Consider the following 26,746-nt stretch of genomic DNA (forward strand, 5'->3'; position numbering starts at 1 on the left):
ATGGCTCAGCACCCGACGCCCGACGACGCTCCGTTGCCCGAGGACTCCCCGGTCGAAGACACCTCGCACGAGGACGCCGTCGAAGCGACGACCGAGCCCGTCCCGTCCACGGACGAGGCCCAGACCGCCGACGAACCCGAGGAGGTCGAGGAGGTCGAGGAGGTCGAGCCCGGCGTCGCAGCACCGCACGAGCCCGGCGTCGAGCCCGAGGCCCCGGAGCCGCCCGTCTCGTCCGACGATCAGGTCGACGATCGCGCGGACGACACGTCCGACGACCCCGGCGTCACAGGCCGCCTTCCCGACGCCGCCCCCGCCGCGACACCCTCGACGCCCGAACCGGTCACCGCGGCCGTCGTGCAGGCTCGCTACGGGCCGCCGGCGGTCACGGGGGCCGTCGAGGCGGTCACCGCCTCGACCGGGAAGACCAGCGCGCCCACGGACGCCCCGGTGCCGGGCGCTGAGCACGCCGTCGGGCAGGACGGCACGGCGGAGCCGCAGTCCTCGCCACACCCACGCCCGACGCCGCAAGGTCGCCACGAGGCGGCGGCGACGCCCTCTGCAGGTTCCTCGGGGGGGTGGTCCAAGCTCGGGCACGCGATGCGTCCCCAGCTCACCCGTTCCAAGCTGCTCGCAGGCCTGCTGTGCGCGCTCCTCGGTTTCGCGCTCGCCGTCCAGGTGAGCCAGACGCAGGAGCAGCAGCTCTCGTCGCTGCGTCAGAGCGACCTCGTGCGTCTTCTCGACGAGGTCACGCAGCGCGCGAACGAGCTCGAGGAGCGGGTCGCGACCCTCCAGTCGACACGGGACGAGCTCAAGTCGGGTTCGGGGCAGAAGCAGGCGGCTCTCGAGCTGGCACAGAAGCAGTCCGAGTCGCAGGGGATCCTCTCGGGCCGCCTGCCGGCCGAGGGGCCGGGGATCGAGCTGTCGATCGTCGAGCCCGGCCAGCCGCTCACGGCCCCCAAGATGTTCAACATCCTCGAGGAGCTGCGCAACGCAGGAGCCGAGGTCATCGAGGTCAACGGCGTCCGTCTCGTCACGAGCAGCTATTTCGAGGACAGGGACGGGGGGATCGTCGTCGACGGCCAGAAGATCACCTCGCCGTACCGGTGGACCGTGATCGGCGACCCGTCGACGCTCGAGACGGCCCTCGAGATCCCCGGCGGAGCCATGGCCACCGTCCGGACCGCCGGCGCCATGCCGACGATCACCCAGGAGGAGCTCGTGACGGTCGACGCGACGCGTGAGCCGCAGGCTCCGCAGTTCGCGACGCCGGTCCCCGCCGAGGACGGCAGCTGACCCTCGTCATGCCTCCTGACGTGCACGGATTCTTCTCTCGGACCCGTCCGTCGGGGTAGGTTGGTCGCGTTGGGCGGCATTCCTCCGCCTCACCGCGTTCCCTGTACCCGGGAGCCCGGTAGGTGTAGTAACTTCCCCCCAAGGTATTTTGCTCTGAATGCGTAAAAACTCCCGAGGAGGCGAGATGACCACTCCAGGTGAATCTGCGGAGCCGCGCCGGGGAGGCAGCGATACGACCGTCACGTTCGGACGAATCGAGCTTCCGATCGACGACGGCCTGCAGCCGGGCAGCCTCACTGCTGAGGAACAGACCGCCATCTCGGCACTGCCGCGCCATTCTGCGCTGCTCGTCATGCAGCGGGGACCGGCCGTCGGCTCGCGCTTCCTGCTGGACGCCGACCGGGTCGTCGCAGGCCGCAGCGAGCACGCGGACATCTTCCTCGACGACGTCACGGTCTCGCGCAAGCACGCCGAGTTCGTGCGCGAGGGGGGGCAGTTCGTCGTGCGTGACATCGGCTCCCTCAACGGGACCTACGTGAACCGCAACCGGGTGGATGCCGTGAACCTGGTGACCGGCGACGAGGTCCAGATCGGCAAGTACCGCCTGACCTTCTACGCCAGCCCCGTCGTGGACGAGCCCGCGGGCCCGGCGGAAGGTGCGGCAGAGCACCCGTGAACCAACCGGCACGTTCCCCCTGGGGACACGAGGACCGGTTCGGCGGGGCCGGTGCGCACGCCGCCCGGGCCCTGGCGGACCACGAGGTCGAGGACTCCACCGAGAGATGGCCCCACGGCATCTCGCGGCGCGCGACCATGCGCATCTCGGACGTTCTGCGAGCTCTGCGCACGGAGTTCCCGGGGGTCAGCCACTCCAAGCTGCGCTTCCTCGAGGAGCAGGGCCTGATCGACCCCGAGCGCACGCCGTCGGGCTACCGTCAGTACAGCCCGGCCGACGTGGAGCGTCTGAGGTACGTCCTGCTCGAGCAGCGCGACCGCTACCTCCCGCTCAAGGTCATCAAGGAGAACTTGGCGGCTCTTGACGAGGGCGAGGTCGTGGAGAACCCCGCACCTCGTCTCGCGACGAGCGGCGGCGAGCCCGAGCGTGGGGCCACGCGGCAGAAGTACACCGTCGCGTCCCTGGCCTCGACCGCCGAGGTGGACGTCTCGCTCGTCGAGGGGCTCATCTCCGCGGGGGTGCTTCGCCAGGCACCCGGGGGGCAGCTCGACGCCTGGTCGCTCGAGGTCGTCCAGCTCGCGGCCGCGCTGTCCGAGTACGGGATCGAACCGCGACACCTCCGTCTCCTGCGCACGTCGGCCGATCGGCACGTCGGTCTGGTCGAGCAGGTCGTCGCGCCGTGGCGTAGCCAGCAGAGCGCCTCGGCCCGCGCTCACGCCAGCGCTCTGGCTGGCGAGGTCGGCGAGCTCTTCGCCAAGCTGCACACCGTCTGGGTCCGCCAGGGAGTGGGCGACCTCACGAACTGAGGCACAGTTCACCTGCGCCCCCGGTACGTACCCACGTACCGGGGGCGCGGTGCTTCGCGGACGCAGCACGGTCCTGCTCCTGACGGAGCGGGCCACGCGTCGTACGGTGGAGACGTGAGCGACAAGGTGCCGATGGTCCCCGTGGAGGTCCTCGGCGTGCGCCAGCAGCAGGGCGCGGGTCAGGAGATCGTCGTCCTCCTTCTCGACCCGGCGGCCGAGCTCGTGGTGCCGATCATCATCGGGCCACGGGAGGCGAGCGCGATCGCGATGGCCCAGGCCCACCTGAGCGCGCCGCGGCCCATGACGCACGACCTCCTGAGGAACGTCCTGGACGCGCTCGACGTCGAGCTCACGCGTGTCGAGATCGTGGCCCTCGACGACGGGATCTTCTACGCCGATATGGTGCTGGGAACAGGGGTGCGCGTCGACGCGCGAGCGTCGGACGCGATCGCCGTCGCGGTGCGGACCGGGAGCCCCGTGCTGTGCTCGGCGGAGATCGTGGCACTCGCGGGCGTCGAGCTCGTCGACGGCGAGCAGCAACGGGAGATGGAGCGGTTCCGCGATTTCCTGGATCACGTGACGCCCGAGGACTTCGGTCCACCCGAGGAAGGGGAAACGCCCGAAACCCCCGAAAGGGACGCGTGACATTCAGGCTTTACCTGAGACAATAGGCGCACAAGCGTCTATTTTGGACACTCAATCTCGACCTGAGGTCTGGGAAGGGTTCGCCGGGCCAGGGGAGGCCTCCAGGGCCTCCCGGTCACCTGCGACACGCCCGGACTTCGGAGGCTCAGTCGTTGACGGCCTCCGGTCACGGGCCTAGCGTGGAGTCCACATCACCCTTGGAGGCACAGTGAACAGCAGCGGTGGAGCCAGCGCGGAGCCGGGTGCTCCCGTTCCCCATGCGGCACAGGGCCTGCTGTTCGGTGAGGACATCACCGAGCACGACACGAACACCGGGTACCGCGGGCCGACGGCCTGCCGTGTCGCCGGCATCACCTATCGCCAGCTCGACTACTGGGCGCGCACGGGGCTCGTCGAGCCGACGGTCCGTCCCGCCAGCGGTTCGGGCACCCACCGTCTCTACGGCTTCCGCGACATCCTCGTCCTCAAGATCGTCAAGCGACTCCTGGACACCGGGGTCTCCTTGCAGCAGATCCGCACCGCGGTCGACCACCTGCGCGAGCGCGGAGTCGAGGACCTCGCGCAGATCACGCTCATGAGCGACGGCGCGAGCGTCTACGAGTGCACCTCGCCGGACGAGGTCGTCGACCTCGTCCAAGGTGGGCAGGGTGTCTTCGGCATCGCGGTCGGCCGGGTCTGGCGCGAGGTCGAGGGCACGCTCAGCGAGATGCCGACCGAGTCCCTCGCGGACACCGAGGACGCCCCCAGCAGTCCTACGCAGGACGAGCTGGCGCTGCGCCGTCGGGCACGAACAGCGGGCTGAACCCAGGTCGCTCACACCCTCCGACGAGCCCCGTCCTGCCTCCGCAGGGCGGGGCTCGCCCGTGTCGCAGGCCACATTCGCGGCCGCTCGCGACGTCCTGGTGCCCGAACCGTGAAGAAGCCGTGCGAAGATCGCCTGTGGGCGTCCCGGCTCGTGCCGGAGCGACGCCCGTGACGAGCGGGTGCGTGGACCTCTTCTCGCGACGGTCCCGTACCCGACCCACGATGACGGATGGGGTACTTGGTGTTCTCGAAAGTTCTGGTCGCCAACCGCGCGGAGATCGCGGTCCGGGCGTTTCGCGCAGCGTACGAGCTCGGCTCCCGGACGGTGGCCGTCTTCCCCTACGAGGATCGAAACTCCGAGCACCGGCTGAAGGCCGACGAGGCGTACCGGATCGGCGAGGAGGGGCACCCCGTCCGGGCCTACCTCGACATCGAGGAGATCGTGCGCGTCGCCAAGGATGCGGGCGCCGACGCGATCTACCCCGGTTACGGCTTCCTCTCGGAGAACCCGGACCTGGCCCGCGCCTGCAAGGAGGCCGGCATCGCGTTCGTGGGACCGCCCGCCGAGGTCCTCGAGCTCGCGGGCAACAAGGTCCGCGCGCTCAAGGCGGCGCGCGAGGCAGGGATCCCGGTCCTGGCGTCGAGCGAGCCCTCGTCGGACATCGACGAGCTCATCGCCGCCGCCGACGAGATCGGTTTCCCGATCTTCGCCAAGGCCGTCGCGGGCGGTGGGGGGCGCGGCATGCGTCGCGTCGACCGCCGTGAGGACCTGCCCGAGGCGTTGGCCGCCGCGATGCGCGAGGCCGACGGCGCGTTCGGCGACCCGACCATGTTCCTCGAGCAGGCGGTCCTGCGCCCGCGTCACATCGAGGTGCAGATCCTCGCCGACGGCCAGGGCAACGTCGTGCACCTGTACGAGCGCGACTGCTCGGTCCAGCGGCGCCACCAGAAGGTCATCGAGATCGCCCCCGCGCCCAACCTGGACCCCGCGGTCCGCGAGGCGCTGTGCGCCGACGCCGTGAAGTTCGCGCGCTCGATCGGGTACCAGAACGCCGGGACGGTCGAGTTCCTGCTCGACACCGTGGGCGAGCGCGCGGGCCAGCACGTGTTCATCGAGATGAACCCGCGCATCCAGGTCGAGCACACCGTGACCGAGGAGGTCACGGACATCGACCTGGTCTCCTCGCAGATGCGCATCGCCGCGGGGGAGTCGCTCGAGGACCTCGGCATCCGCCAGGAGGACGTCCACGTGAACGGCGCGGCCCTCCAGTCCCGCATCACGACCGAGGACCCCTCCAACGGATTCCGCCCCGACACGGGCCGGATTGTGGCCTACCGCTCGCCGGGCGGGGCGGGCGTCCGTCTCGACGGTGCCACCGCGACCGCCGGTTCGGAGATCTCGGGCCACTTCGACTCGATGCTGGTCAAGCTCACGTGCCGCGGGCGGGACTACCCGACGGCCGTGCGGCGCGCGCGCCGAGCCCTCGCGGAGTTCCGCATCCGCGGCATCCGCACCAACATCCCGTTCCTGCAGGCCGTCCTGTCGGACGCGGAGTTCATCGCGGGGAACCTGTCGACGTCGTTCATCGACGAGCGCCCCGAGCTGCTCGCGGCGCGCGAGAGCGCGGACCGTGGCACCAAGCTCCTGAGCTACCTGGGCGACGTGACTGTCAACCGTCCGCACGGGACGGGTCCCGGCGGGATCGACCCCGCCGCCAAGCTTCCCGCGATCGACCTCTCGGTCGCTCCTGTCCCCGGCAGCCGTCAGCAGCTCCTGGAGCTCGGCCCCGAGGGCTTCGCCCGGGCGCTGCGCGCCGAGACAGCGGTCAAGGTCACCGACACGACGTTCCGCGACGCCCACCAGTCGCTGCTCGCGACGCGCGTCCGCACGCACGACCTGGTCACGGTCGCCCCCTACGTGGCGCGCACGACACCGCAGCTCCTGTCGGTCGAGGCGTGGGGCGGGGCGACGTACGACGTCGCGCTGCGTTTCCTCGGCGAGGACCCGTGGGCCCGGCTCGCGGCACTGCGCGAGGCGATGCCCAACGTCGCGCTGCAGATGCTCCTGCGCGGCCGCAACACCGTGGGCTACACGCCGTACCCCACCGAGGTCACCGAGGCGTTCGTCCGCGAGGCCGCGGCCACCGGGGTCGACATCTTCCGCATCTTCGACGCCCTCAACGACGTCGAGCAGATGCGCCCCGCGATCGACGCGGTGCGAGCGACGGGGACCGCGGTCGCCGAGGTCGCCCTGTGCTACACGGGCAACCTGCTCGACCCGGCCGAGTCCCTGTACACGCTCGACTACTACCTCGAGCTCGCCGACCGCATCGTCGACGCCGGGGCGCACGTCCTGGCGATCAAGGACATGGCCGGCCTGCTGCGTCCTGCGGCTGCCGCTCGCCTCGTCACGGCCCTCCGGGAGCGCTTCGACCTGCCCGTGCACCTGCACACGCACGACACCTCGGGCGGGCAGATGGCGACCCTCATGGCAGCGGTCGCCGCGGGCGTCGACGCCGTGGACGTCGCGAGCGCCGCGATGGCGGGCACCACGAGCCAGCCCTCGATGTCCGCCCTGGTCGCGGGCCTCGAGCACACCGAGCGCGACACGGGCCTCTCGCTGCGTGCGGTGTGCGACCTGGAGCCCTACTGGGAGGCCGTACGCCGCCTCTACGCGCCGTTCGAGTCGGGGCTGTCGAGCCCGACGGGGCGCGTGTACGAGCACGAGATCCCCGGCGGCCAGCTCTCGAACCTGCGCCAGCAGGCCATCGCGCTCGGCCTGGGGGACCGGTTCGAGCAGATCGAGGCGACGTATGCCGCGGCCGACCGCATCCTCGGCCGGCTCGTGAAGGTGACCCCGTCGTCCAAGGTCGTGGGCGACCTGGCGCTGCAGCTCGTGGCGCGCGGCGCAGACCCGGCCGACTTCGCCGAGAACCCTCAGGACTACGACATCCCGGACTCGGTCATCGCGTTCCTGGGCGGCGAGCTGGGCGACCCGCCCGGCGGGTGGCCCGAGCCGTTCCGCAGCAAGGCTCTCGCGGGCCGGGTCGTGCGCAACGCGGTCACGCCCCTCACGGTCGAGGACCAGGCGGACCTCGACGGGGACTCGGACGCGCGCCGCAACCGGCTCAACCACCTGCTCTTCGCCGGCCCGACCAAGGAGTACGAGGCGTCACGGGCCGCGTTCGGCGACGTGTCGGTGCTGGGTACGCAGGCGTACCTGTACGGCCTGACGCCCGGCGAGGAGGTCGAGGTCTCGCTCGGCCGCGGCGTCAAGCTCCTGGTGGGGCTCGAGGCGGTCGGCGAGCCCGACGAGCGCGGTCGCCGGACCGTGATGTTCACTCTCAACGGTCAGCTGCGCCCGCTCCAGGTGCGCGACCGGTCGATCGAGGTCGACTCGTCGTTGGCGGAGAAGGCCGACCCCGGATCGCCCGGGCAGATCGCCGCGCCGTTCGCCGGCGCTGTGACGCCCGTGGTCCACGAGGGCGAGGTGGTCGAGGCCGGGCAGACCGTCGCGACGGTCGAAGCCATGAAGATGGAGGCCGCGATCACGACGCCCGTCGGGGGCACGGTGCAGCGCGTCGCGATCGGTGCGGTCCAGCAGCTCGAGGGCGGGGACCTGGTCCTGGTCATCGTCTGATCCGGAGGTCGGCCGCGGGCCGGTGGGGGAGCGTCACGCTCCCGCACCGGCCCGCGTCGTCGTCGGAGAAGCGGGAGCCCGACGACGGAGCTCCCGCGGGAGCGCGGGACGCGGCCGCGTCCGAGCCACCTCGCGCCGCACGCGGCCGCGCACGGCACACTTGAAGCAGCAGCTCCCAGTCGAAGGAAGGCTCATGCGCCTCACGTTCCACGGACACTCCTGCGTCGCACTCAGCCACGAAGGCACCACGCTCACTGTCGATCCCGGGACGTTCGCCGACACGTCGGCCGCGCTCGCCGACCCCGGGACGCTCCTCGTGACGCACGCGCACCCGGACCACCTCGACGTCGCGGCGGTCGGCAAGGCCCTCGACGAGCACCCGGACCTGGTGATGATCGGTCCGCAGGCGGCTTTCGACCTGCTGGGGGCGGTCCCCGACGGCGAGAGGTACCGGGTCGTCGAACCGGGGGACGTGCTCGACCTGGGGCCTTTCGCCGTGCTGGTCGGAGGCGGTCAGCACGCGGTGATCCATCCCGACATCCCGCGGGTCGCGAACGTCACGTACCTGTTCTCGGCGGGCGGCGCGAGCGTCTACCACCCGGGTGACTCGCTCGTCCCACCGCTGACGGACCGGCGTCTCGACGTGCTGCTCGCACCGGTGTCAGCGCCGTGGATGAAGGTGTCGGAAGGCATCGACTTCGTCCGGGCGCTGGACCCGTGGACCGTGGTGCCGATCCACGACGCGATCCTCTCGTCCGCCGGGCTCGGCCTGGTCCACCGCCTGTTCGGGGTGGGGCGCACCGGCGGGACCTACGACTACCGTCCGCTCGAGGTGGGACAGCACCTCGACGTCACCCCGAGGAGCCGACCATGACCGAGCAGCAGGCCCACCGCGACCCAGAAGCCGTCGCGCAGGAGCTCCTGCGCGAGCACCCCGAGTTCGACGAGGTGCCCGTCATCGAGATCGACGAGACCGTCCCGCCGCGCCCCGAGGAGGAGATCGCGGACGCGACGAGGGAGTGAGCCGTCCTGGCTCTACAGCAGCGGGCGGAGCGGGGTCAGCGCGACCTCTCCGAGCTTGGCCGCGAGCGACCTGCTCGACCACTCCGTCAGCGTCAGCTCGCGGCAGTTGCTGAGGTCGACGTCGAACACCTTCTCCATCTGTCCAGCGATGCCCGCGTCGACGATCTCGAGGTTGACCTCGTAGTTGCCCGTCAGGCTGAGGCGGTCGATGTTGGCGGTGCCGATGGTCGTCCAGCGGCCGTCGATCGTCGCGGTCTTGGCGTGGACCATGGCTTCCTTGTAGAGCCAGATCGTGACCCCGCCCCGCAGGAGCGTGGTGTAGAGCCCGCGCGAGAGCCAGTCGGCCACGACGTGGTTGGAGCGCTCGGGCACCAGGACACGGACGTCGACGCCGCGTTGTGCGGCCATGAGCAGCGCGTCGAGGATCTCCCGGTCGGGGATGAAGTACGCCTGGGTGATGTAGATGTGGTCCGAGGCCCGGTCGATCGCATCCAGGTAGATGCCACGGATCGGGAAGACCAGGTGTGCGGGGGCGTTGCGCGCCGCGCGGAGCTCGGGGAGCCACAGGCGCGAGCCCGGGTCCTCGAGCGGCGGCTGGTGGGACTTGCGGTTGGAGTTCCAGAAGTCGACGAACGCGTTGCGCAGCTCCCAGGCCGACGGGCCGTCGAGCCGGATGTGCGTGTCCCGCCACTGCGTCGCGTACACCGCGCCGATGTTGTACCCGCCCACGAAGCCGATCTCGTCGTCGACCACGAGGATCTTGCGGTGGTCTCGCCCGGACTTGCGGACGTTGAGCACCAGGACACCGGGGCGGAAGACGGGATACCGGATGACGTGGATGGGGGAGGGGAACGTCAGGAACTCCCGCGGGACCACGAGGTTCGCGAAGCCGTCGTAGATCACGAAGACCTCGACGCCGCGCTCGGTGGCCTCGACGAGGGCGTCCTTGAACTCCTGTCCGAGCTCGTCGCTCTTCCAGATGTACGTCTCGAGCATGATGCGGCGCTTGGCGCCGCGGATGGCGGCGAGCATCTCGCGGTAGAGGTCGTCCCCGTAGGTGAAGATCGTGGTCGACGTCTCGCCGATCTGCCCTTCGGCGGGAGCCGATCGAGGGAACCTGCTGGGGTCCGTGACCCGGCGCTTGCGGATCGCATCGGCGATCACGAGCCCCGTGGCCACGGTCATGGGGACGGCGACCGTGAGAACTGCCGCACGGGCCATCACCGTTCGGGCGAGCTGGACGGGAGAGGTCTTCGAGGGGCGCACCTGCTCACCGTAGCCTCAGGAGACCGAGAGCACCCGGAGAAAAAGGGTGACGTCGGCCGGACCGGCCGCGACGCTCGCGCTGTCAGGGCTGCCGGGTGCCGATTTCACCCGCTCTGTCTGTTTCGGCTGGCGGTTCGCTCCCCATCTCCGCAGGCAGCCCGGTCGAGAGTGGGTGCGACCGGATCGCCGCGGCCAGCTCGCCCTCGATGCGGTCGAGGTAGACGCCTGTCGTCGCGATCGACGCGTGCCCCAGCAGCTCGGCGATGACCTTGACGTCCCAACCCTGGGCTACGAGGAGCGTCGCGGTCGTGTGTCGCAGGGCGTGAGGGGTCGCGGCCCGTCGGTACTCGTCGGGCATGCGGGCGATGCACCGGTTGAGGAGTGCGCGGATCGCCTGCGCGTCGATGCGCCGGCCTCGCCAGGTGAGGAGGAGGGCACGGGTCGCATCAGGGTCGCCGGGCCGCCGGCTGAGCAGCTGGGGGCGCAGGCCGGCGAGGTACTCCTCGAGAGCGCGCGACAGCGGCTCGGACAAGCTGACCGTGCGGACGGCCCCGCCCTTGCCCTTGATCCGCCAGCGGGTCTGGTCCGGTTCGCGGACGAAGTCGTCGATGTCCGCGCGAGCGACCTCGGAGACCCTCGGACCGAGGATGAGCAGGAGCGCGATGATGAGGCGGTCTCGCAGGGCGAGGTCGTGGTCGACGCGCGGTGCCGTCACGCCGGACGCGGTGCGCAGCGGCGACGCGGCGTCGCCCGTGCGCGGCTTGGTGCTCGCCGTCACGAGCAGCGACTGCGCGGCCGTCGCGGACAGTGCGGTCCGGGCGACACGCAGCCCGCCGCGGAGCCTGGCCGGGGGAGAGGCCCACTGCATCGGGTCGGCCTGGACCCAGCCGTCGCGTGCCGCGTGCGTGAAGAAGCGGGAGATCGACTGCCGGAACCGGTTCACGGTCGCGGCGGACCTCCCGGGGCCGTCGGGCTTGGTCCGGGGATCGGCGTACCGGCCGTCGGGTGTGATCTGGTAGCGCAGGAGGAAGTCGTCGATGTCGTCGCCCGTGATGTCGTCGAGGATCGTCTCCGGTCCGGCGAGGGAGGAGAGCTCTCGGAGGTCGCGCTCGTAGTTGCGCTGGGTCGTGGGGGAGAGGACACCCCTGACGGTCTCCGCGGACACCGACGACAGGTACGTGGCGACTGCCTCGGCGACCGTGACACGACGTAGGCGGGGAGGGGCGACCACCGTGCGACTCCTGGGAACGGGATGACATCGGACATCCGGAGCATAGGGGGCGCCACTGACACGCTGGAGGGGACCGGTCCTCCCGTTCGCCCCTCAGAGCATGGTGTTGTGACAAACACAATGGTTTGTCCTGTATGTCCTTATCTAGGAGAGTACCCCCAGCAGTGCCATCGCGAAAGAGGGCGGGCAGCTGCGCCCTCAGATGCCCGACGACGCAGCGAGGGGCGCGTCGCCGTCCCGCCCGGGCCGAACGTCCAGGAGGGCGCCCGCACTCGAGGGGGACCGGTCGAGCGCAGGGCGGAGCCACAACCGGTAGATCCACCAGGGGGCCGTGAGGACCGCGAAGATCGAGGCGAGCGCAGCCGCGAGCACCGCCACGCCGAGCGTCGTCACCAGGAGCAGCGCCACGAGGGTCGCGCGCGCGCCGTGGACCGCAAGCCGACGGCCGGTCGGCGCCGGCGAGCTCCTGGGTGACGGCGCCGGCTCGACGACGGTCGGCCTGTCGGACTGCGCGGCCGCGAACGGTCCTGAGCTCATCGTCGACTCCAGAGGCTGCTGCGCGCCGCTGCTCGACGCCCTTGCGAAGGAGAGAGTCCGCCGCGTGCGATCCTGATGCACGCCGTGCGACCGGCGAGGCTCGATCCAGTCGTGCTGTGCGTGGTCGCTCAGGGCGCCAGGGGCCCGTCTGGCCGCACGAGAGGGGTGGCCCCGTTCGGCATAATGACATAATGTACATTATCGGCGTTGCGGGGTGATGGTCGAGAGGGGCTGGAAGGGGCGTCGTTCCAACGATCTGTGGACAGGACCGCTAGTCACCGATGAGGTGCAGCTCTGTGGTCACATCGGCGGCGCACCGCTCGGCCAGGCCGACGACCTCGTCCACGATGCGCGCAGCGGCCCCGGAAGCCGCGCCGTCGACGGATCGCAGCTCGGCGACCAGCTGGTCCACCTCCGACGATGTCAGGACGAGGTCTCCGTACGGGGCGATCTTCGCCAGCAACGGCCGCCCGCTCGCCGCGGCCAGCCGGACGAGCTCGCCCCTCGGTGTCGCAGGCGGCCGCCACGGTCCTCAGCGTGCGACGGCGAGAGCTCGTGCCTCGCTGCGAGACGGCGACCAGCAGGATGTCGAGGGGCACGGTGAGCATGGTGCCAGACGACGGCCAGGAGACGTGTGCCCGCCACTCCCCCGGATTTCAGCTCCCGGATGTGTATTCGCGCAGGTCAGAGCGCATTTCTGCGCTCTGACCCGCATGGTGACGGAGTGGCGACACCTGCCGTCGGTCAGCCGGCTGCCCGCTTCACGAGCGCGGCGATCGTCGCCTCGTTCTCCGCTGTCAGCTCCGTGAGGGCATAGGCGACGGGCCACAACGTACCCTCGTCGAGCTGGGCGACATCGTTGAAGCCGAAGGTCGGGTAGCGAGCGCCGAACTTCTCCGCAGGCTGGAAGAAGCACAGGATCTTCCCGTCCTTGGCCCACCCGGGCATCCCGTACCAGGTCTTCGGTGCGAGCGAGGGCGCGTGCTCGGCCACGAGCTCGTGGATCCGCGAGGCCATGGAGCGGTCCGGCTCGGACAGCTCAGCGATCTTCTCGAGCTGAGCCTTCTCCGCCTCGGCCCGGTTCGCAGACGCCTTGAGCTCCTTGGCGCGCTCCTTCATCGCCGCGCGCTCCTCGGCCGAGAATCCTTCGTAGGCCTTGGCGGTCTTGGTCGACTTCGTGGTGCCGGTCATCGTGGTTCCCCCTTCTCGGTGGGTCTGTCGTCAGGTTCGACGCTACTGACGGACGCCGTCGTGCGCTTCTCCAGATCTGCTCGATCGTGACCGACGGCGCACCCGCTCGCGTCTCAGAGAAAGACCTCGCGTCGCCGAGGTTCTACCTTCCGTCCTCGCTCGGAGAATCGATGACGAAATGCTCTGGAGCGAGGTATGAAATTCCGCACGGTAAGGGCGAGTAATGATCAGGTCGGAAGCTGTCGAAGCGGCCGCCCTGGGCATGCCGAGTTTCCGTCGGCGAATCGGCAGCCTGCAGCGAGGAGCAGTCGGCGGAGAATTTCCGTGGTCGGCCGCGCGTGCGGCGTGCTAGCGTCGCCCTGATCGTGACCCGTCGTCGAGGAGGTGAGACCCGTGAACGCCGTACCCGTACCGGGCTCTCCCCTGCAGTCCACGATCGCGCGACCGAGCTAGTCGTCGCAGGGAGCGCTCGCCCAGCACTTCGCGAAAGGCGACTCCCATGAACACCTCACCTGATTTCTCCCCGGCCCCCGACGCCTCGAACATTGACCAGAGCCTGTCGCGGCTCCCTGTCGGCGAGCGGGCGCTCGTCCTCGGGGGCGGCGGGTCCACCGGTAACGCCTGGCTGATCGGCGTCGTCGCCGGTCTGTTCGATGCCGGGCTCGACGTGACAGCGGCAGATCTCACCGTCGGGACGTCGGCCGGCTCGACTGCCGCCGCCCAGCTGGCCGGCGCATCTCCGACCGAGCTGCTCGCGACGATCCTTGCCGCTGCTCCCCCACGTCCGAACGGCGCACCCGGCGCAGACCGAGGGCGTGCCGCGAACCGCGCGGTCGTGGACCACCTGGAGCGGATGAACGCTCTCATCGCTTCCGCCGACGACGCTGCTGACCTGCGACGAAAGGTGGGTGCCGCAGCCCTCGGCCGCGAAGCGGCATCGGACGGGTCCTGGCACGCTCAGTGGCGCGCCACCGTCGCCTCTCGGCTGCCGAGCCAGCACTGGCCGCAGCGGAAGGTGCTGCTCACGGCCGTCGATGCCGAGTCCGGCGAGCCGGCCGTGTTCGACCACCTCAGCGGCGTCGATCTGGCGGACGCTGTCGCGGCGAGCTGTTCGAGCGGCCTGCCGTACAGGATCGGAGAACGGCGGTACATCGACGGGGGTTACCGGCGCAACGAGAACGCCGACCTTGCCGCCGGGTGCGAGCGGGTGCTGGTGCTGTCACCGTTCGGCGGCCGGTCGTTCACTCCGCCGGCCTGGGGTCTGCAGCTCGCCGCGCAGGTGGACGAGCTCCGGGCGCTGGACAGCGAGGTGGAGACGATCTTCCCGGACAGTGCTTCCGAGCACCTGTTCGGCGCCAACGCGATGGACCTGTCGCTCCGGCCCCTGGCCGCTCGAGCCGGGCATGCCCAAGGAATGGCCCTGGCCGACGCGTTGATCGCCTTCTGGCACTGAATCCCCGGACGGCTCCTGTCCATTTCCCGTCGGCCGCTTACGCAAACCGTGTCGCGCGACCGACGGGAAAGAAGGAAGCACTCCGAAGGTCACGTCAATCGTTCGGTCAGGTGAACTGTGACGGTATCTCCGATGTCTTTTCCGAGCTTCTTGCGCAGCTTGGCACTGATCGAGAGCATGTGGCCGCCGGCCCCGGTCGGCATCAGTCCGGCCGTCAGGTCGTGACCGTCCACGGTGGCGACCACCCGCACGGCCTTCCCTGTTCCCAACAGCTCGACCGAGTCGGGCACCTCGACGCACGACCACACGTCGCCGCGCACGCTCACTCCGATCGGAGCGGAGAACGTGACGTCCATCGGACCAGGAGAGCTGCTCACCGGGTGACCCCTTCGTCGATCGTCGGCGCCGCTCCCCCGAGCGGCGCCCTGTCGCTCGACCCTACCGAGCAGCAACAGACCGGGTAGGTCGGAACGCGCCGCGAGTCGGCATCCTGCCTGCCGACCGCCCGCCGCTCCCTGACCCGCCCGCTCGACCCGCCTGGGCGGAGCGTTCACGTGTCACCCAGTCCGAAGTGCGGCGAAGTATCTTGATGACGACAGACTTCGCCAGGAAGCCCTGAGAGCGTCGGGGTGAGATCTGCCTCCGGTGCGATCTGCGCAGTTCGCCACTCGATGAACGATGCCCGATTTGCCCTCGGATGCGCCTACCCCGTGAGTTCTATACCCACGGGGCATGAGCGCCTCTCCCCCGTCGGAACGTTGAAATTCCGCCACTCTCACGAGCCTGCAGGAGCCAAGCGCACACCCCGTGGGCACACCACGGGCACTAGCCAGGCGAGACTGCGCGCAGTCTCGCGGACTCCAGAGCGACCGCGACGCCGTCGAGATCGTTGTCGAAGAGGTCGGCGTAGACGTCGAGAGTCATGCTCGCGGAGGCATGTCCCAGCATGCGCTGGACGGCCTTGACGTTCGCCCCGGCCGAGACGGCGAGGCTCGCCGCGGTGTGGCGCAGGTCGTGAGGGGTCAGGTGGTCGTCGATGCCCGCGTCGCGAGCCGCGCGCCAGAACCACCCGGTGCCGGACTTCGAGCGCTTGAGGTAGTCGCCGCGGTCGCCGTGGAAGACGACGTCGTCGCGCCCCTTGCCCTCGCACGCGGCAGCGAGCCGCATCGAGAGGAACGCCGGGAACGGGACCGAGCGTCGCTCGTGCGTCTTGGGAGTCCCGATGACGATGTCCGACCCGACCTCGACCGCGTTCTGGTTGACGCGCAGCCGGTGCCGGAGCATGTCGAGGTCCCTCACGCGCAGGCCGGCGGCCTCGCCCCAGCGGAGCCCGCAGTACGCGAAGACCAGGACGAGCGTCTCGTGCCGGCCGGCGGCGGTGGCCAGTGCGGCCACCTGCTGGTGGTCGAGGTAGGTGTGCTCTCGGCGGACCTTGCGCGGCAGGTTCACACCGCGGGCCGGGTTGGTGAGGATGCGGCGGTCGTCGACCGCGTCGTCGAGCAAGGAGGCCAGTGCGCCGTGCGCGCGTGCGACGGTCGTGGGACTGTAGGCGGCGCTCAGCTCGGAGACCCACGCCTGGACCGCGGTGCGCCGGATCTCGGCGACCGGGACGCTCCCCCACCGGGGGGTGACGTGCAGGCGCCACGAGCTCTCGATCGCGCGGGCCGTCGAGGGCTTGAGGTGGGTCTGGCGCTGGAGCCACGCTCCCCCGAGCTCGAGGACCGTCGACCGGGCCGCCGCAGGGTCGATGAACTCGCCGCGGAGCATCGACACCTCGAGCGAGGACGCGAAGGCCTCGGCGCTGCGCTTGGTCTTGAAGCCGCGCTTCTTGGTCTGCTTGCGCTCGGGGGTGCGGTAGCGAACCATGTACCGCCGTCCGGCGGTCGTCTCGTAGGCCTCAACGGTCGCCATGGTCGACCGTCCGCTGCTCGCCGTGTCCCTGGTGCCTCACACGAGGAACCGTACCGCGATCGTGGCATTGGAGACTATCCGGACAGGCCGCCTCCGTCCCGCACCGGCGCGTCCCCGTCGCGTCGGCGCAGCGGTCGATGCCGGCCGAGGACACGTTCGTGCTGGACGAGGAGCCTCCCGTCGCCTGGCTTCTTGCCGCCGGACCGGGCGCGCGAGCGCACGTGACGGAGCAACGTCACACCCCGATTCTGCGCTTGAAGTTGCGCCTGCCCGCGAAAACCGGAAACCTGGTCGGTGGTCTCGCGGGAGTGCGTGTCCTACCCGATGCGCACGGTCTGCTGGGCAGCCTCGACGGGTGGGTTCGGCGTGCCTCCTGCTTCACCGGACCTTCACGTCCGACCGGAACACTCGCAGCCGGCCGGACGTTGACCCCCATAGACAACCCTGCCGCTACCCCTTGGAGGACACCATGGCCGACCGGTCCCTACGTGGAATGAGCATCGGCGCGAAGAGCATGGAGTCCGACGCGGGCGTCGACTTCGCCCCCCGCTTCCAGGCTCACTACGACTGCCCCAACGGGCACACGATCATCCTGCCGTTCTCGACCGAGGCCGAGGTGCCGGCGGTCTGGGAGTGCCGTTGTGGCGAGGAGGCCCTCCTGCGTGACGCGGAGCGCCCCGAGCCCAAGGCCGGCAAGCCTGCCCGCACCCACTGGGACATGCTGCTGGAGCGTCGCACCATCAAGGAGCTCGAGGAGCTGCTCGACGAGCGCCTCGGCCTCCTGCGTGCCGGCAAGCTGCGTCGCAGCGCCTGATCGACTGCCTCGAAGGGCCCGGAACTCCTCGGAGTTCCGGGTCCTTCGTCGTTCCGTCGGACGGCACGCTCGGTTGTCGCTCTGCGTGCCCGACGGCGGCGCGCACCCAGGGCGGGGCGGCTCACCCAGGAAGGGGGCGCCGTCGGGCAGCGGGGCTTCCGTGGAGCGGGCCGACCGGACCGGTGTCCCTCTACCGGCGCGCAGTCTTCTTCGCCGCCGGCCGCTTGGCGCCGCCCTTGGCGCTCGCGGCCGGTGCCCGCCTGACGTGAGCCGTGACGCCCGCGACCACGAGCAGGACCGACAGCCCCCCGGCGATCCACCCGGGCCAGTAGCCCGCGCGCACGGCCGGGGTCAGGGAGTCGCGCAGGGGAAGGGTGGCGATCAGCTGGTCCGGGGTGAAGAGCTCGGTGCTCTGCAGCAGGGCCCCGTTGGGGGCGATGATGCCGCTGACCCCGACGGTCGAGATCTGCACGGTCGCGCGGCCGGTCTCGATCGCCCGCAGGCGTGACATGGCCAGCTGCTGGGTGGACTCGGCGCTGTACCCGAACGAGGCGTTGTTGGTCGGGACCACCAGGAGCTCGGCGCCCGCGTTCACGGCGTCACGCACCAGCTCCTCGTACGCGACCTCGAAGCAGATGACGTTGCCGAGCCGCACGGTGCGCCCGAGCCGCTCGGAGGGAAGGTCGATCACGGCGACCTCGTCGCCCGCGATCATGTCCGTGGTCACCCGGTCCACCTGGTCGGAGAAGATCCGCACGAAGCTGCGCATCGGGATGTACTCGCCGAACGGGGCAGGGTGCTGCTTGGCGTACCGGTCGACGACCCCCTCGCCGGGGACCCAGAGGAGCGACACGTTGTACCGCCCACCCGACTCGGGGAACTCCTGGGCGCCCACGAGGATCGGGGCGCCGATGGCGCTCGCGGCCTCGTCGATGTCCGCCGCGACGTCGGGCGTGGTCTGGGGGTCCAGGTCGGAGCCGTTCTCGGGCCACAGGACCACGTCCAGCTCGCCGGGGTCTACCTCGTCGAGGAGTGCGAGGGTGCCGTCGACGTGGTTCTGCAGGACCACGCCACGGTTGGCGAAGGACCCGAGCCCGGGCTCGTCGACGTTGCCCTGGACCGCGCCGATCGCGAGCGTCCCGGTCTCGGCGCGCACGTCGAGCGGGACCACGAGCCCGACCCCCAGCAGCACGGCCGCGGTCGCGAGCGAGCACAGGGCGGGAAAGACCTTGAGGCGGCGCGACTCGAGCAGGAACACGGCCAGCAGGACGCCGATCGCGGCCGTGAGCAGCGAGACGAGCAGTCCCCCGCCGAGCCAGGCCGTGCGCCCCAGCAGGGAGTCGACCTGGGAGAAGGCGAGCCGGCCCCACGGGAACCCGCCGAAGGGGAACTCCGAGCGCCACTGCTCGATCGCGACCCACAGCACGGAGAACGTCACGACCTGCCACGCGAGGTTGCGACCCACGAACCCGATGCGTCGAACCCACGTCCACATCGCGCCCAGCAGCGCCAGGAACACGGCCTCCAGGACGCTCAGGGCGAGCCACGGCACGGTGTCCGTGGCGATCTGCGCCCACTGGATGTGCGGGAGGAAGAAGGCCAGCCCCCAGACGAACCCGACCAGGGCGTTCCACCAGGCGCCGTCGCGACGCACGGCCAGGAAGTAGGCGGCGACGCCCAGGAAGGCCAGGGGCCACCACCCGCGGTCGGGGAAGGCGGCGTTCGTCAGGAGGCCGCCACCGGCGGCGAGAAGGATCAGCAGCCAGCGGCTCGGCTCACGGGTCGACACCCGTGCAGACTACGCCACGCACCTGCAGGTCAGCGGGTGGATGTGGGCCGACCCGCGCGTCCTTCGGACCACGTCGCACCGCCACCGGTGAGGCCGTGTTGTCTACTGAACGCGCGGGTCGAGCCGATGCGCATCAGGGCACACGGGGAGAACGGTGAGATGGTGGCTCGCTCCCCCGCGGCGCTGAAGGCCGGAACACGTCAACGAACTTACCGGTCCTCACGGTGGTGTCAATCCGAACGGGCACCTGCGGGGCGGCGGACCGCCCCGCAGGCCCGGGAGGGCGCCGGAGGACTCAGTCGAACGTGTCGAACAGCACGACGCCGTCGCGCACGGTCTGCAGGCACGTCGGGTCGGGCGCACCGTCGGTCAGGTCGGGCAGCAGAGGCGTCCCGGAGCGCGCGTCGGTGCTCCACGAGGAGACCGTGGTGCCCGTTCCCTGCACCGCGAGGTGCTCGGCCCGCCACACCGCGAGGTGGGCCGGGGACCCGACGCGCAGCTGTCCCGCGCCCGTGTGGTCCAGGCCGGCGATGCGCCAGCCGCCGCGCGTGTGCGCCCGGAACGCCGCCCGGGCGGAGATGCGCTGGTCGGGGTCCGCGTGGGACATGGCCGCACGCACCGCCGACCACGGGTCCAGGGGCGTCACCGGGGAGTCCGACCCGAAGGCCAGGGGCACCCCGGCCCCCGCGAGGTCCGCGAACGGGGACAGGCCCCCGACACGGGTGGGCCCCAGTCGCGAGGCGTACATGCCGGCCGGGCCGCCCCACGCGGAGTCGAACACGGGCTGGATGCTCAGGGAGACCCCGAACAGCAGGAGCGTGGACAGCGCGTTGGTGTCGACGAACAGGGCGTGCTCGACGCGGTGCGCGGCCCGGCGGTGCGCCGCGGCCCCGTCGGCGTCGGCCGCGGCGCGCAGACCCACGAGGAAGGCGTCCATGGCGCGGTCGCCGATGACGTGGAAGCCGCCCTGGGTCCCGGCGGCGGCGACCGCGGACAGGTGGGCCGCGATCTGCTCGGCGCTCAGGTACTGGTTGCCTCGCCCGTCGGGGCCGGCCTCGCCCGGCGCCCCGGTCAGGTCCGAGTACCGGTGCCGCAGGGCCGCGGTGCGCGAGCCGAGCGACCCGTCGATGTTCAGGTCGCCCGCGATGCCCGCGAGCCCGGGCAGGTCCGCGAGCAGCGCACGGGCGTCGTCGGGCGTGGCGCACAGCTCCCCGCGGTAGGCGACCAGGTGCGGCAGGGCTCCCGCCGGGTCGGCGGTCAGCGCCATGAGCTCGCGCAGACCCTCACGCGTGTCGATCGAGGGGGCGCTGTTCTCGTGCACCGACACGATCCCCCGGCGCGCCGCAGCGTCCAGGGCCGTGCGGTACATGGCCGTGCGGCGCTCGGGGCTCAGGTCGCGCGCCGCGTCCCGGGCGCTGTGGTGCGCGTCCTCGGTGACCCAGCCGGTCTCGGTCCACCCGCGTTGCCCCTCGAGCCCGGCCCTGCGGGCCAGGGACGTCGAGACGACCGCGGAGTGCACGTCGACCCGCGCCGCGTAGACGAGCGCTCCCCCGCACGCCGCGTCGAGCTCCTCGCGGGTGGGAGCCCGGTGCTCGGGCCATCCCTGCTCGTCCCACCCGAACGCGAGCAGCACCTCGTCGGCCTGGGACGCCGGGCGTGCGGCCACGGCCGCGTGCAGGGCTTCGAGCGCGCCGGCCAGGGACGTGACGCCGGCGCTCGCGGACAGGTCCACCCCGGCCAGGGCCAGGCCCGTCTCCAGGACGTGGACGTGGGAGTCGACGAACCCAGGAGCCACGAGGGCCCCGTCGAGGTCGATGACGCGGTCGGCACGGGCGGCGAGCCCGGCGGCCGTGTCGTTCGCGCCGATCCAGGTGATCACCCCGCCGTCGACGAGCATCGCCTCGGCGAAGGGGTCGGTCGAGGAATGAATGACACCGTTGCGATACAGGGTGGAGGCCACGAAACCACACGATAGGCCACCGGACGCCCCTCGCGCCTCGTCCAGGGGCGCCCAGGGCCGCGCGTGACGCGAAGGTCACACGCTCGAGTAGGCCACGACCCCTCGCCGGACGGCCTCGATCGCGCGGATCGCGGTCTTGCGCAGGGCAGGCGTGGGGGCCGCCGTCGCGAGCTGGTCGAGGACGTCGATGATCTGCTTGCACCAGCGCACGAAGTCGCCCGCGGCGAGCTCGGACCCGCGCAGGACGGCGTCGAGGCTGCGGCCGTTGGCCCACCGGTGCACCGCGGCGACGAGACCCAGGTCGAGCGTGCCGCTCGCGTCGATGTGGTGCGCCTCCTCGAGGTCGTCGACCTCGGACCACACCACGACGGTGCCGTCGAGGGCGCGTGCGAGCTTGCCGTCAGGTCCGCCGGGGACGTAGGGCTCGCCCGGCTCCTCGCGGCGGGCCGAGAACACGAGGGTCGAGACGACGGCGGCCAGGCCGGCCGGGTCGAGCTCGTCCCAGACGCCACGGCGCAGGCACTCGGCCAGGAGCAGGTCGTTCTCCGCGTAGAGGCGGCGCAACCAGTTCCCTGCGTCGGTGACCTTGACCTCCGGGGCGGGGCGGGGACCGGTCCCGGTCCGGGAAGCCGACGCCGGGTCCTGCGCCGGAGCCTGCGCGCCGCCCGTGGCGTCACGGTCGAGCGGACCGCCCCCGGCCGGGTGCGTGTCGACCTCGAGGTACCCGAGCTGGGTGAGGATGTCGCAGATGCGGTCGAAGACCCGGGCGATCGAACCGGTGCGTCCCTCGACGCGGCGCACCAGGGCGTCGTGCTCCTTCTTGAGCTTGGCCCACCGTTCGGCCCAGCGTGCGTGGTCCTCACGCTCGGGGCAGTCGTGGCACGGGTGCGCACGCAGGGCGGCGCGCAGCCGGGTGAGCTCCTTGTCGTCGGCTGCCGAGGACCGTACCCGCGGGCCGCCACCGCGTGCCGGGGCCCCGGGGACGTCGACGAACGCACCGAGCGCGTTGCGCAGCGACGACGCCAGGTCGCGCCGGGCTGCGGGCACGCGCGGGTTGAAGGTCTTGGGGATGCGGACCTTGCCGACCGTGCGGATGCCCGAGGGGGCGTCGGCGACCGTGAGCTTCTTGACCTGCTTGTCCTCCGTCAGGACCGTGGGGCGCGGGCCGTCGAACCCGCCGTCCTTGCCGGGGTCGAGGACCACGACGTACCCCGCGCGGCGCCCCGAGGGCAGCTCGACGACGTCCCCGACGCGCAGGTTCTCGAAGTCCGCGACGACCTGGGCCCGGCGGGCGCGCTGCGCGGACTTCGACAGGTCCGCCTCGCGGGTCGCGATGGCGCGCCGGAGCCGGGCGTACTCGGAGAAGTCGCCGCGGTCGCACGTCATGGCCTGGGCGTAGCCCTCGAGGGCCTCGGCGTGGGCCTGGGCCTGCTTGGCCAGGCCCACCACCCCGCGGTCGGCCTGGAACTGGGCGAACGACGTCTCCAGGACGTCGCGGGCCCGCTCGCGTCCCACCTGCGCCACCAGGTTGACGGCCATGTTGTAGGTGGGCCTGAACGAGGACTCGAGCGGGTACAGGCGCTTGGACGCGAGGCCTGCGAGAGCCACGGGGTCCAGCCCCGGGTGGTCGACGACGACGGCGTGCCCCTCGACGTCGATGCCCCGGCGCCCGGCGCGCCCCGTGAGCTGGGTGTACTCCCCCGGCGTCATGTCCACGTGCGAGGTGCCGTCCCACTTGACGAGCTTCTCGAGCACGACCGACCGGGCGGGCATGTTGATCCCCAGGGCTAGGGTCTCGGTCGCGAACACGACCTTGACCAGGCCCTTGCTGAACAGGTCCTCGACGATCTCCTTGAAGATGGGCAGCATCCCGGCGTGGTGGGCCGCGATGCCGCGCGCGAGGGACTCGCTCCACGTCCAGTACCCCAGGACGTCGAGGTCCTCGGCGGGCAGCGTCGCGCTGCGCTCCTCGACGATCGCCCGGATCCGGGCCTCCTGGTCGGGCGTGGTCAGGCGCAGGCCCGCGGCCAGGCACTGGGTCACCGCGGCCTCGCACCCCGCCCGGGAGAAGATGAAGAAGATCGCGGGCAGCAGGCCGTCCGCGTCGAGCGCGTCGACGACCGCGAAACGCGGCGGCGTCCGGCGTCCCGACCCCTCCCGGTTCCCGTAGCCGCCCGACCCGCCGGGACGCCCGCCCCGGCCGCGGTACCCGCGATCGCCGCGGCCACCGCCACGGCCCGGGTACCCGCCGTCGCGCGCACCGCTGCGGAACGCGACCAGCAGGTCGGGGTTGATGGGCGGGTTGACCCCGGGGTCCGTCGGGTCCACGTGCCCCGCGTACAGGTCGATCAGGTCGGCGCCGGTCCCCGGGCGTACGGCCTCCCCCGGGGTGCGCCCCCCACGGTCGCGCGAGCCCACCAAGACGTGCTGCCACAGCGGGACCGGTCGGCGCTCGCTGACGATCACGGCGGTGTCGCCGCGAACCATCTCGAGCCAGTCGCCGAACTCCTCGGCGTTGGACACCGTCGCGGACAGGGACACGAGCTGGACGTCGTCCGAGAGGTGGATGATGACCTCTTCCCAGACGGGGCCGCGGAACCGGTCGGCGAGGTAGTGGACCTCGTCCATGACGACGAACGCGAGGCCGTCGAGGGCGCGGGAGCCCGCGTAGAGCATGTTGCGCAGGACCTCGGTCGTCATGACGACGATCGGGGCGTCGCCGTTGATCGACGTGTCGCCCGTCAGGAGCCCGACCTGGTCGGCGCCGTGGCGGCGCGCGAGGTCGGCGTACTTCTGGTTGGACAGGGCCTTGATGGGCGTGGTGTAGAACGCCTTGCGCCCACCGGCGAGGGCCAGGTGGACCGCGAACTCCCCCACGACGGTCTTGCCGGCGCCCGTGGGGGCGGCCACGAGCACGCCTCGTCCTTCTTCGAGTGCCTGGCAGGCGCGGACCTGGAAGTCGTCGAACGGGAAGCCGACGACCTCACGGAAGGCTGCGAGCTGGGTGCGGGAGGCTGCCTGGAGCGCGCGCGACGCCGCGTAGCGCTCCGCGGGGCTCTGGGTCTCGTCGGTCCCGGCGGAGCGGGGTGCTGCGGTCATGGCTCCACCCTACGGTCCGCCGGTGACGTGCCGGCGTCAGGCGCAGCCGGGGGACGTCGTCGTCCTGCGGCCGGCACCCGGCCAGCACCGCGGCGTCCGCCGCCCGCCGGTGGGTCAGGGGTGGCGTGGTGCCGTCACGCGGTCGGGGTAGGCGCGGGGGTCGAGGACCGTGAGGGCGCCGGGGACGACGGTGACGCGCACGGGGAGCCGCGAGATCCGTTCCCCGTCGGCGAACGCGGGTGGGGGCGGTCCGCCGGCGTCGCTGGCCTCCAGGACGACCGAGCGGGCCTGGTGCACGTCGACGGCCGGGTGGTGCACGTGCTTGCCGCGGTACATGCCCGGGAAGACACGGGCAGCGCCCAGGCGGGTCAGCGGGCCTGCGGTCACGAGGTCGAGCAGGCCGTCGTCGATCGACGCCTCGGGGGCGATGAGGACGCCGCCGCCGATGCGGGGCCCGTTGGCCACGGCGACCACGGTCCCGGGTGACTCCCACACGAAGGGGTGCGAGGCGTCGTCGGGCGGCGCGCTCGGGGCTGTCCCGGCCGGGTCGAGGGGCCCCGACGCCGCGGGTGCCGCGGGGAGGACGGCCGCGGCACCCGCGGCGTCCGGGGCGCCGACGAGCTCGGCCGTGATGCGGTACCCGTAGGGGCGGAAGCGCGCGAGCTCGCTCGCGACGGCGCGCACGTACTTGGCGCGGCCGCGCGGCCAGGTCAGGGCGTTGGCGCGCGCGTTGACCGCGGCGTCCAGGCCTGCGGACAGGACGCCGCAGAACCAGCGCTCGCGTCCGGGACGGGGCTCCAGCCGGTCGTCGAGGGGCTCTGCGCGGGCCGCGTCCACGAGGCGGGTGCCGCCCGTGCCGGCGGCGCGGGCACGCAGGGACTCGAGGAGCAGGGTGACGGCCGCGTCGACGTCGTGCACGGGCAGCTCGAGGGCCGAGGCGAAGTCGTTGCCCGTCCCGGCGGCTACCACCCCGAGCGGGATCGTGGTCCCGGCGACCGCGTTGACGCCGAGGTGGACCATGCCGTCCCCGCCCACGACGACGAGCGCGTCGAGCGGACCGCGGGTGCTGCTGCCGGCGACCGCGTCGCGGGCGTTCTCGAGCGCGAGGGGCGCGTTGGGGGCGCTGAGGTCCAGGACGTCGTGCCCGGCCTGGCGCAGGAGCTCGAGCGTGCGGGCGCCGTCGCCCCGGCCGCGCCCACGGTCGGCCGTCGGGTTGACGACGACACCGAGGCGGGCCGGGCGCGAAGGTGCCTCAGGCACCGGCGAGGGCTGCGGCGTCGCGCTTGTCGGTGCTGCGGTCGCGCAGGAAGGCGATCCCGACGGCCCCGAAGTACAGCAGGCAGATCGGCAGGGCCACGAGGATCATCGTGAGCGCGTCCGGGGTCGGGGTCATGACGGCCGCGAACACGAACGCGATGAGCACGGCCCAGCGCCACCCGGCGAACAGCGCCTTGGCCCGGACGAGTCCCGCGAAGTTCAGGGCGACCAGGACCACGGGCAGGACGAACGCCAGCCCGAACGCCAGGACCAGCCGCATCACGAAGCTCAGGTACCCCTGGGCGTCGGTGAGGTTGGTCGCGCCCTCGGGCACGAAGCCGGCCAGGATGTCGACCGCGTGCGGGAGGACCCACCACGCCAGGAACGCCCCGCCGAGGAACAGGGGCACCGATGCCCCCAGGAAGCCCATGGCGTAGCGGCGTTCCTTCGACGTGAGTCCCGGGGTGATGAACGCCCACAGCTGGTACAGCCACCACGGGCAGGACACGATGACCCCGAGGAACAAGGAGACCTTGATCTTCATGTCGAGCGCGGTCGCCATGCCCGAGAAGTTCAGGTTGATGACCTTGCCCTGCTCCGCGGCAGCCTTCTCGAGCGGGGCCTGCAACGCGTCCAGGAGCGGCTGGTACAGGAACCACCCCAGGATCGCGCCGGCGACCAGGCCGCACGAGACCAGGAAGAGTCGCTTGCGGATCTCGAGCAGGTGCTCGCGCAGCGGCATGCGCCCTTCGGACGTCTTGGTCGAGCTGGACACGGGTCAGGCCTTGGGGGCGTCGTCATCCTTGACGGCAGGCTCCGCGGGCTTGTCGTCGTCGCGCAGGTCCTTGACCTCGCTCTTGAAGATCTTGAGCGACTGGCCGACGCTGCGGGCCAGGTCGGGAAGTCGCTTCGCCCCGAACAGGAGCAGGACGACGACGACAAGAACGATGATGTGCCAGGGCTTCAGCATGCCCATGAGATGGCTCCCTTGGAGTCGGACGCGAGTCTTGTTGTCGCAGATCCTACGCGTTGAATCGGCGCCAGCGGTCCCACGTCACTTTGTTGCGGGTCCTGCGCTGGGACCGGCGCTCGGCCCGCTCGGCGCGCAGCTCCTCCACGCGCTCGTGCAGCAGCACCGGGTCGTCGAACAGGGTGGGCGCGGTGCTGGGCTGCGCGGCCGCCACCGCCGCGGTGAGCTCGTCGGTGCGCCGGGCGAAGCGGTCCATGACCTGCGACGACTCCGACATCTGCCGCAGGAGCGCCTTGGCCTTGCGCCACAGGTCGCGCCCCAGGAAGAACGCGCCGACGAGCGTGCCGACGACCAGGACCGACCAGATGGTGAACCACATAC

At 71.5% G+C, this 26,746-nt stretch carries 24 protein-coding genes; 10 read left to right on the top strand and 14 right to left on the bottom strand.

Annotation, left to right across the window (positions count from 1 at the left end; all coding sequences use genetic code 11):
• The 8 genes from ACFWGN_RS08575 (at position 1) to ACFWGN_RS08610 (ending at position 8,887) form a co-directional block, all read left to right on the top strand.
• Positions 1-1,293 carry a DUF881 domain-containing protein gene (locus tag ACFWGN_RS08575; RefSeq protein ID WP_377616504.1) on the top strand — a complete coding sequence of 431 codons (1,293 nt, stop codon included), beginning with the start codon at positions 1-3 and terminating at the stop codon, positions 1,291-1,293.
• 184 nt (positions 1,294-1,477) lie between these two features.
• Positions 1,478-1,969: an FHA domain-containing protein gene (locus ACFWGN_RS08580; RefSeq protein WP_377616505.1), complete on the top strand. Its 492-nt coding sequence runs from the start codon at positions 1,478-1,480 to the stop codon at positions 1,967-1,969.
• A complete protein-coding gene (locus ACFWGN_RS08585) occupies positions 1,966-2,775 on the top strand; it encodes a MerR family transcriptional regulator (protein WP_377616506.1) in 810 nt (269 codons plus the stop codon). Before ACFWGN_RS08580 ends, ACFWGN_RS08585 begins: the two co-directional genes overlap by 4 nt.
• Before the next feature lie 114 nt (positions 2,776-2,889).
• A complete protein-coding gene (locus ACFWGN_RS08590; RefSeq protein WP_377616507.1) occupies positions 2,890-3,420 on the top strand; it encodes a bifunctional nuclease family protein in 531 nt (176 codons plus the stop codon).
• A gap of 208 nt (positions 3,421-3,628) precedes the next feature.
• Positions 3,629-4,222, top strand: a complete 594-nt coding sequence (locus ACFWGN_RS08595) for a MerR family transcriptional regulator (protein WP_191802470.1) — start codon at positions 3,629-3,631, stop codon at positions 4,220-4,222.
• Positions 4,223-4,465: 243 nt separating this feature from the next.
• Positions 4,466-7,864 (top strand): pyruvate carboxylase, encoded by a 3,399-nt coding sequence (locus tag ACFWGN_RS08600; RefSeq protein WP_377616538.1) that lies wholly within the window; start codon positions 4,466-4,468, stop codon positions 7,862-7,864.
• Between the two features lie 193 nt (positions 7,865-8,057).
• Positions 8,058-8,738 carry an MBL fold metallo-hydrolase gene (locus ACFWGN_RS08605; RefSeq protein WP_377616508.1) on the top strand — a complete coding sequence of 227 codons (681 nt, stop codon included), beginning with the start codon at positions 8,058-8,060 and terminating at the stop codon, positions 8,736-8,738.
• Positions 8,735-8,887, top strand: coding sequence for a hypothetical protein (locus ACFWGN_RS08610; RefSeq protein ID WP_191802466.1), 153 nt, complete (start codon positions 8,735-8,737; stop codon positions 8,885-8,887). Before ACFWGN_RS08605 ends, ACFWGN_RS08610 begins: the two co-directional genes overlap by 4 nt.
• Before the next feature lie 12 nt (positions 8,888-8,899).
• Here the strand turns inward: ACFWGN_RS08610 and ACFWGN_RS08615 are convergent, their stop codons facing one another.
• The 5 genes from ACFWGN_RS08615 to ACFWGN_RS08635 all read right to left on the bottom strand — a co-directional run bounded on the left by ACFWGN_RS08615 (position 8,900) and on the right by ACFWGN_RS08635 (position 13,112).
• A complete protein-coding gene (locus ACFWGN_RS08615; protein ID WP_377616509.1) occupies positions 8,900-10,153 on the bottom strand; it encodes a phosphatidylserine/phosphatidylglycerophosphate/cardiolipin synthase family protein in 1,254 nt (417 codons plus the stop codon).
• An 82-nt stretch (positions 10,154-10,235) separates the two neighbouring features.
• Positions 10,236-11,384, bottom strand: a complete 1,149-nt coding sequence (locus ACFWGN_RS08620) for a tyrosine-type recombinase/integrase (RefSeq protein ID WP_191802464.1) — start codon at positions 11,382-11,384, stop codon at positions 10,236-10,238.
• A 198-nt stretch (positions 11,385-11,582) separates the two neighbouring features.
• Positions 11,583-11,921, bottom strand: coding sequence for a hypothetical protein (locus tag ACFWGN_RS08625; RefSeq protein ID WP_377616510.1), 339 nt, complete (start codon positions 11,919-11,921; stop codon positions 11,583-11,585).
• Positions 11,922-12,192: 271 nt separating this feature from the next.
• Entirely contained in the window at positions 12,193-12,333 is a 141-nt protein-coding gene (locus ACFWGN_RS08630; protein ID WP_377616511.1) for a hypothetical protein, read from the bottom strand.
• Positions 12,334-12,665: 332 nt separating this feature from the next.
• On the bottom strand, positions 12,666-13,112 hold the full coding sequence (locus ACFWGN_RS08635) for an iron chaperone (RefSeq protein ID WP_377616512.1): 447 nt from the start codon (positions 13,110-13,112) through the stop codon (positions 12,666-12,668).
• A gap of 499 nt (positions 13,113-13,611) precedes the next feature.
• On the opposite strand from ACFWGN_RS08635, the gene ACFWGN_RS08640 reads away from it, so the two are divergent.
• Entirely contained in the window at positions 13,612-14,565 is a 954-nt protein-coding gene (locus ACFWGN_RS08640; RefSeq protein WP_377616513.1) for a patatin-like phospholipase family protein, read from the top strand.
• An 89-nt stretch (positions 14,566-14,654) separates the two neighbouring features.
• Here the strand turns inward: ACFWGN_RS08640 and ACFWGN_RS08645 are convergent, their stop codons facing one another.
• Positions 14,655-14,921: a DUF1905 domain-containing protein gene (locus ACFWGN_RS08645; protein WP_354505628.1), complete on the bottom strand. Its 267-nt coding sequence runs from the start codon at positions 14,919-14,921 to the stop codon at positions 14,655-14,657.
• Between the two features lie 469 nt (positions 14,922-15,390).
• Positions 15,391-16,476 (bottom strand): tyrosine-type recombinase/integrase, encoded by a 1,086-nt coding sequence (locus ACFWGN_RS08650; protein ID WP_191802456.1) that lies wholly within the window; start codon positions 16,474-16,476, stop codon positions 15,391-15,393.
• A 469-nt stretch (positions 16,477-16,945) separates the two neighbouring features.
• Between ACFWGN_RS08650 and ACFWGN_RS08655 the strand changes: the two genes are divergently transcribed.
• A complete protein-coding gene (locus ACFWGN_RS08655; RefSeq protein WP_030151331.1) occupies positions 16,946-17,290 on the top strand; it encodes an RNA polymerase-binding protein RbpA in 345 nt (114 codons plus the stop codon).
• Between the two features lie 190 nt (positions 17,291-17,480).
• Here ACFWGN_RS08655 and lnt read toward each other — a convergent pair whose 3' ends face one another.
• The 7 genes from lnt to ACFWGN_RS08690 form a co-directional block, all read right to left on the bottom strand.
• Entirely contained in the window at positions 17,481-19,079 is a 1,599-nt protein-coding gene (gene lnt, locus ACFWGN_RS08660) for an apolipoprotein N-acyltransferase (RefSeq protein ID WP_377616514.1), read from the bottom strand.
• A gap of 295 nt (positions 19,080-19,374) precedes the next feature.
• Positions 19,375-21,039: an amidohydrolase gene (locus ACFWGN_RS08665; protein ID WP_377616515.1), complete on the bottom strand. Its 1,665-nt coding sequence runs from the start codon at positions 21,037-21,039 to the stop codon at positions 19,375-19,377.
• Between the two features lie 75 nt (positions 21,040-21,114).
• Positions 21,115-24,138 (bottom strand): DEAD/DEAH box helicase, encoded by a 3,024-nt coding sequence (locus ACFWGN_RS08670; RefSeq protein ID WP_377616516.1) that lies wholly within the window; start codon positions 24,136-24,138, stop codon positions 21,115-21,117.
• Positions 24,139-24,252: 114 nt separating this feature from the next.
• Positions 24,253-25,398: a diacylglycerol/lipid kinase family protein gene (locus tag ACFWGN_RS08675; RefSeq protein ID WP_377616517.1), complete on the bottom strand. Its 1,146-nt coding sequence runs from the start codon at positions 25,396-25,398 to the stop codon at positions 24,253-24,255.
• Positions 25,391-26,137 (bottom strand): twin-arginine translocase subunit TatC, encoded by a 747-nt coding sequence (gene tatC / locus ACFWGN_RS08680; RefSeq protein ID WP_191802601.1) that lies wholly within the window; start codon positions 26,135-26,137, stop codon positions 25,391-25,393. Before tatC ends, ACFWGN_RS08675 begins: the two co-directional genes overlap by 8 nt.
• Positions 26,138-26,173: 36 nt before the next feature.
• Positions 26,174-26,371, bottom strand: coding sequence for a Sec-independent protein translocase subunit TatA (gene tatA / locus ACFWGN_RS08685; RefSeq protein WP_036571710.1), 198 nt, complete (start codon positions 26,369-26,371; stop codon positions 26,174-26,176).
• A gap of 46 nt (positions 26,372-26,417) precedes the next feature.
• Positions 26,418-26,744: a hypothetical protein gene (locus ACFWGN_RS08690; RefSeq protein ID WP_056651892.1), complete on the bottom strand. Its 327-nt coding sequence runs from the start codon at positions 26,742-26,744 to the stop codon at positions 26,418-26,420.
• Positions 26,745-26,746: the final 2 nt, after the last annotated feature.

The organism is Oerskovia sp. NPDC060338 (assembly GCF_042726295.1).
Classification (GTDB): domain Bacteria; phylum Actinomycetota; class Actinomycetes; order Actinomycetales; family Cellulomonadaceae; genus Oerskovia; species Oerskovia merdavium.

Excerpts from the sequence above, each read along its gene's own strand:
- ACFWGN_RS08575 (WP_377616504.1), top strand. The coding sequence starts at position 1 with ATGGCTCAGCACCCGACGCCCGACGACGCTCCGTTGCCCGAGGACTCC.
- ACFWGN_RS08580 (WP_377616505.1), top strand. The coding sequence starts at position 1,478 with ATGACCACTCCAGGTGAATCTGCGGAGCCGCGCCGGGGAGGCAGCGAT.
- ACFWGN_RS08605 (WP_377616508.1), top strand. The coding sequence starts at position 8,058 with ATGCGCCTCACGTTCCACGGACACTCCTGCGTCGCACTCAGCCACGAA.
- ACFWGN_RS08610 (WP_191802466.1), top strand. The coding sequence starts at position 8,735 with ATGACCGAGCAGCAGGCCCACCGCGACCCAGAAGCCGTCGCGCAGGAG.
- ACFWGN_RS08625 (WP_377616510.1), bottom strand. The coding sequence starts at position 11,921 with ATGAGCTCAGGACCGTTCGCGGCCGCGCAGTCCGACAGGCCGACCGTC.
- ACFWGN_RS08635 (WP_377616512.1), bottom strand. The coding sequence starts at position 13,112 with ATGACCGGCACCACGAAGTCGACCAAGACCGCCAAGGCCTACGAAGGA.
- ACFWGN_RS08640 (WP_377616513.1), top strand. The coding sequence starts at position 13,612 with ATGAACACCTCACCTGATTTCTCCCCGGCCCCCGACGCCTCGAACATT.
- ACFWGN_RS08645 (WP_354505628.1), bottom strand. The coding sequence starts at position 14,921 with ATGGACGTCACGTTCTCCGCTCCGATCGGAGTGAGCGTGCGCGGCGAC.
- ACFWGN_RS08650 (WP_191802456.1), bottom strand. The coding sequence starts at position 16,476 with ATGGCGACCGTTGAGGCCTACGAGACGACCGCCGGACGGCGGTACATG.
- ACFWGN_RS08655 (WP_030151331.1), top strand. The coding sequence starts at position 16,946 with ATGGCCGACCGGTCCCTACGTGGAATGAGCATCGGCGCGAAGAGCATG.
- ACFWGN_RS08670 (WP_377616516.1), bottom strand. The coding sequence starts at position 24,138 with ATGACCGCAGCACCCCGCTCCGCCGGGACCGACGAGACCCAGAGCCCC.
- tatC (WP_191802601.1), bottom strand. The coding sequence starts at position 26,137 with ATGCCGCTGCGCGAGCACCTGCTCGAGATCCGCAAGCGACTCTTCCTG.
- tatA (WP_036571710.1), bottom strand. The coding sequence starts at position 26,371 with ATGGGCATGCTGAAGCCCTGGCACATCATCGTTCTTGTCGTCGTCGTC.
- ACFWGN_RS08690 (WP_056651892.1), bottom strand. The coding sequence starts at position 26,744 with ATGTGGTTCACCATCTGGTCGGTCCTGGTCGTCGGCACGCTCGTCGGC.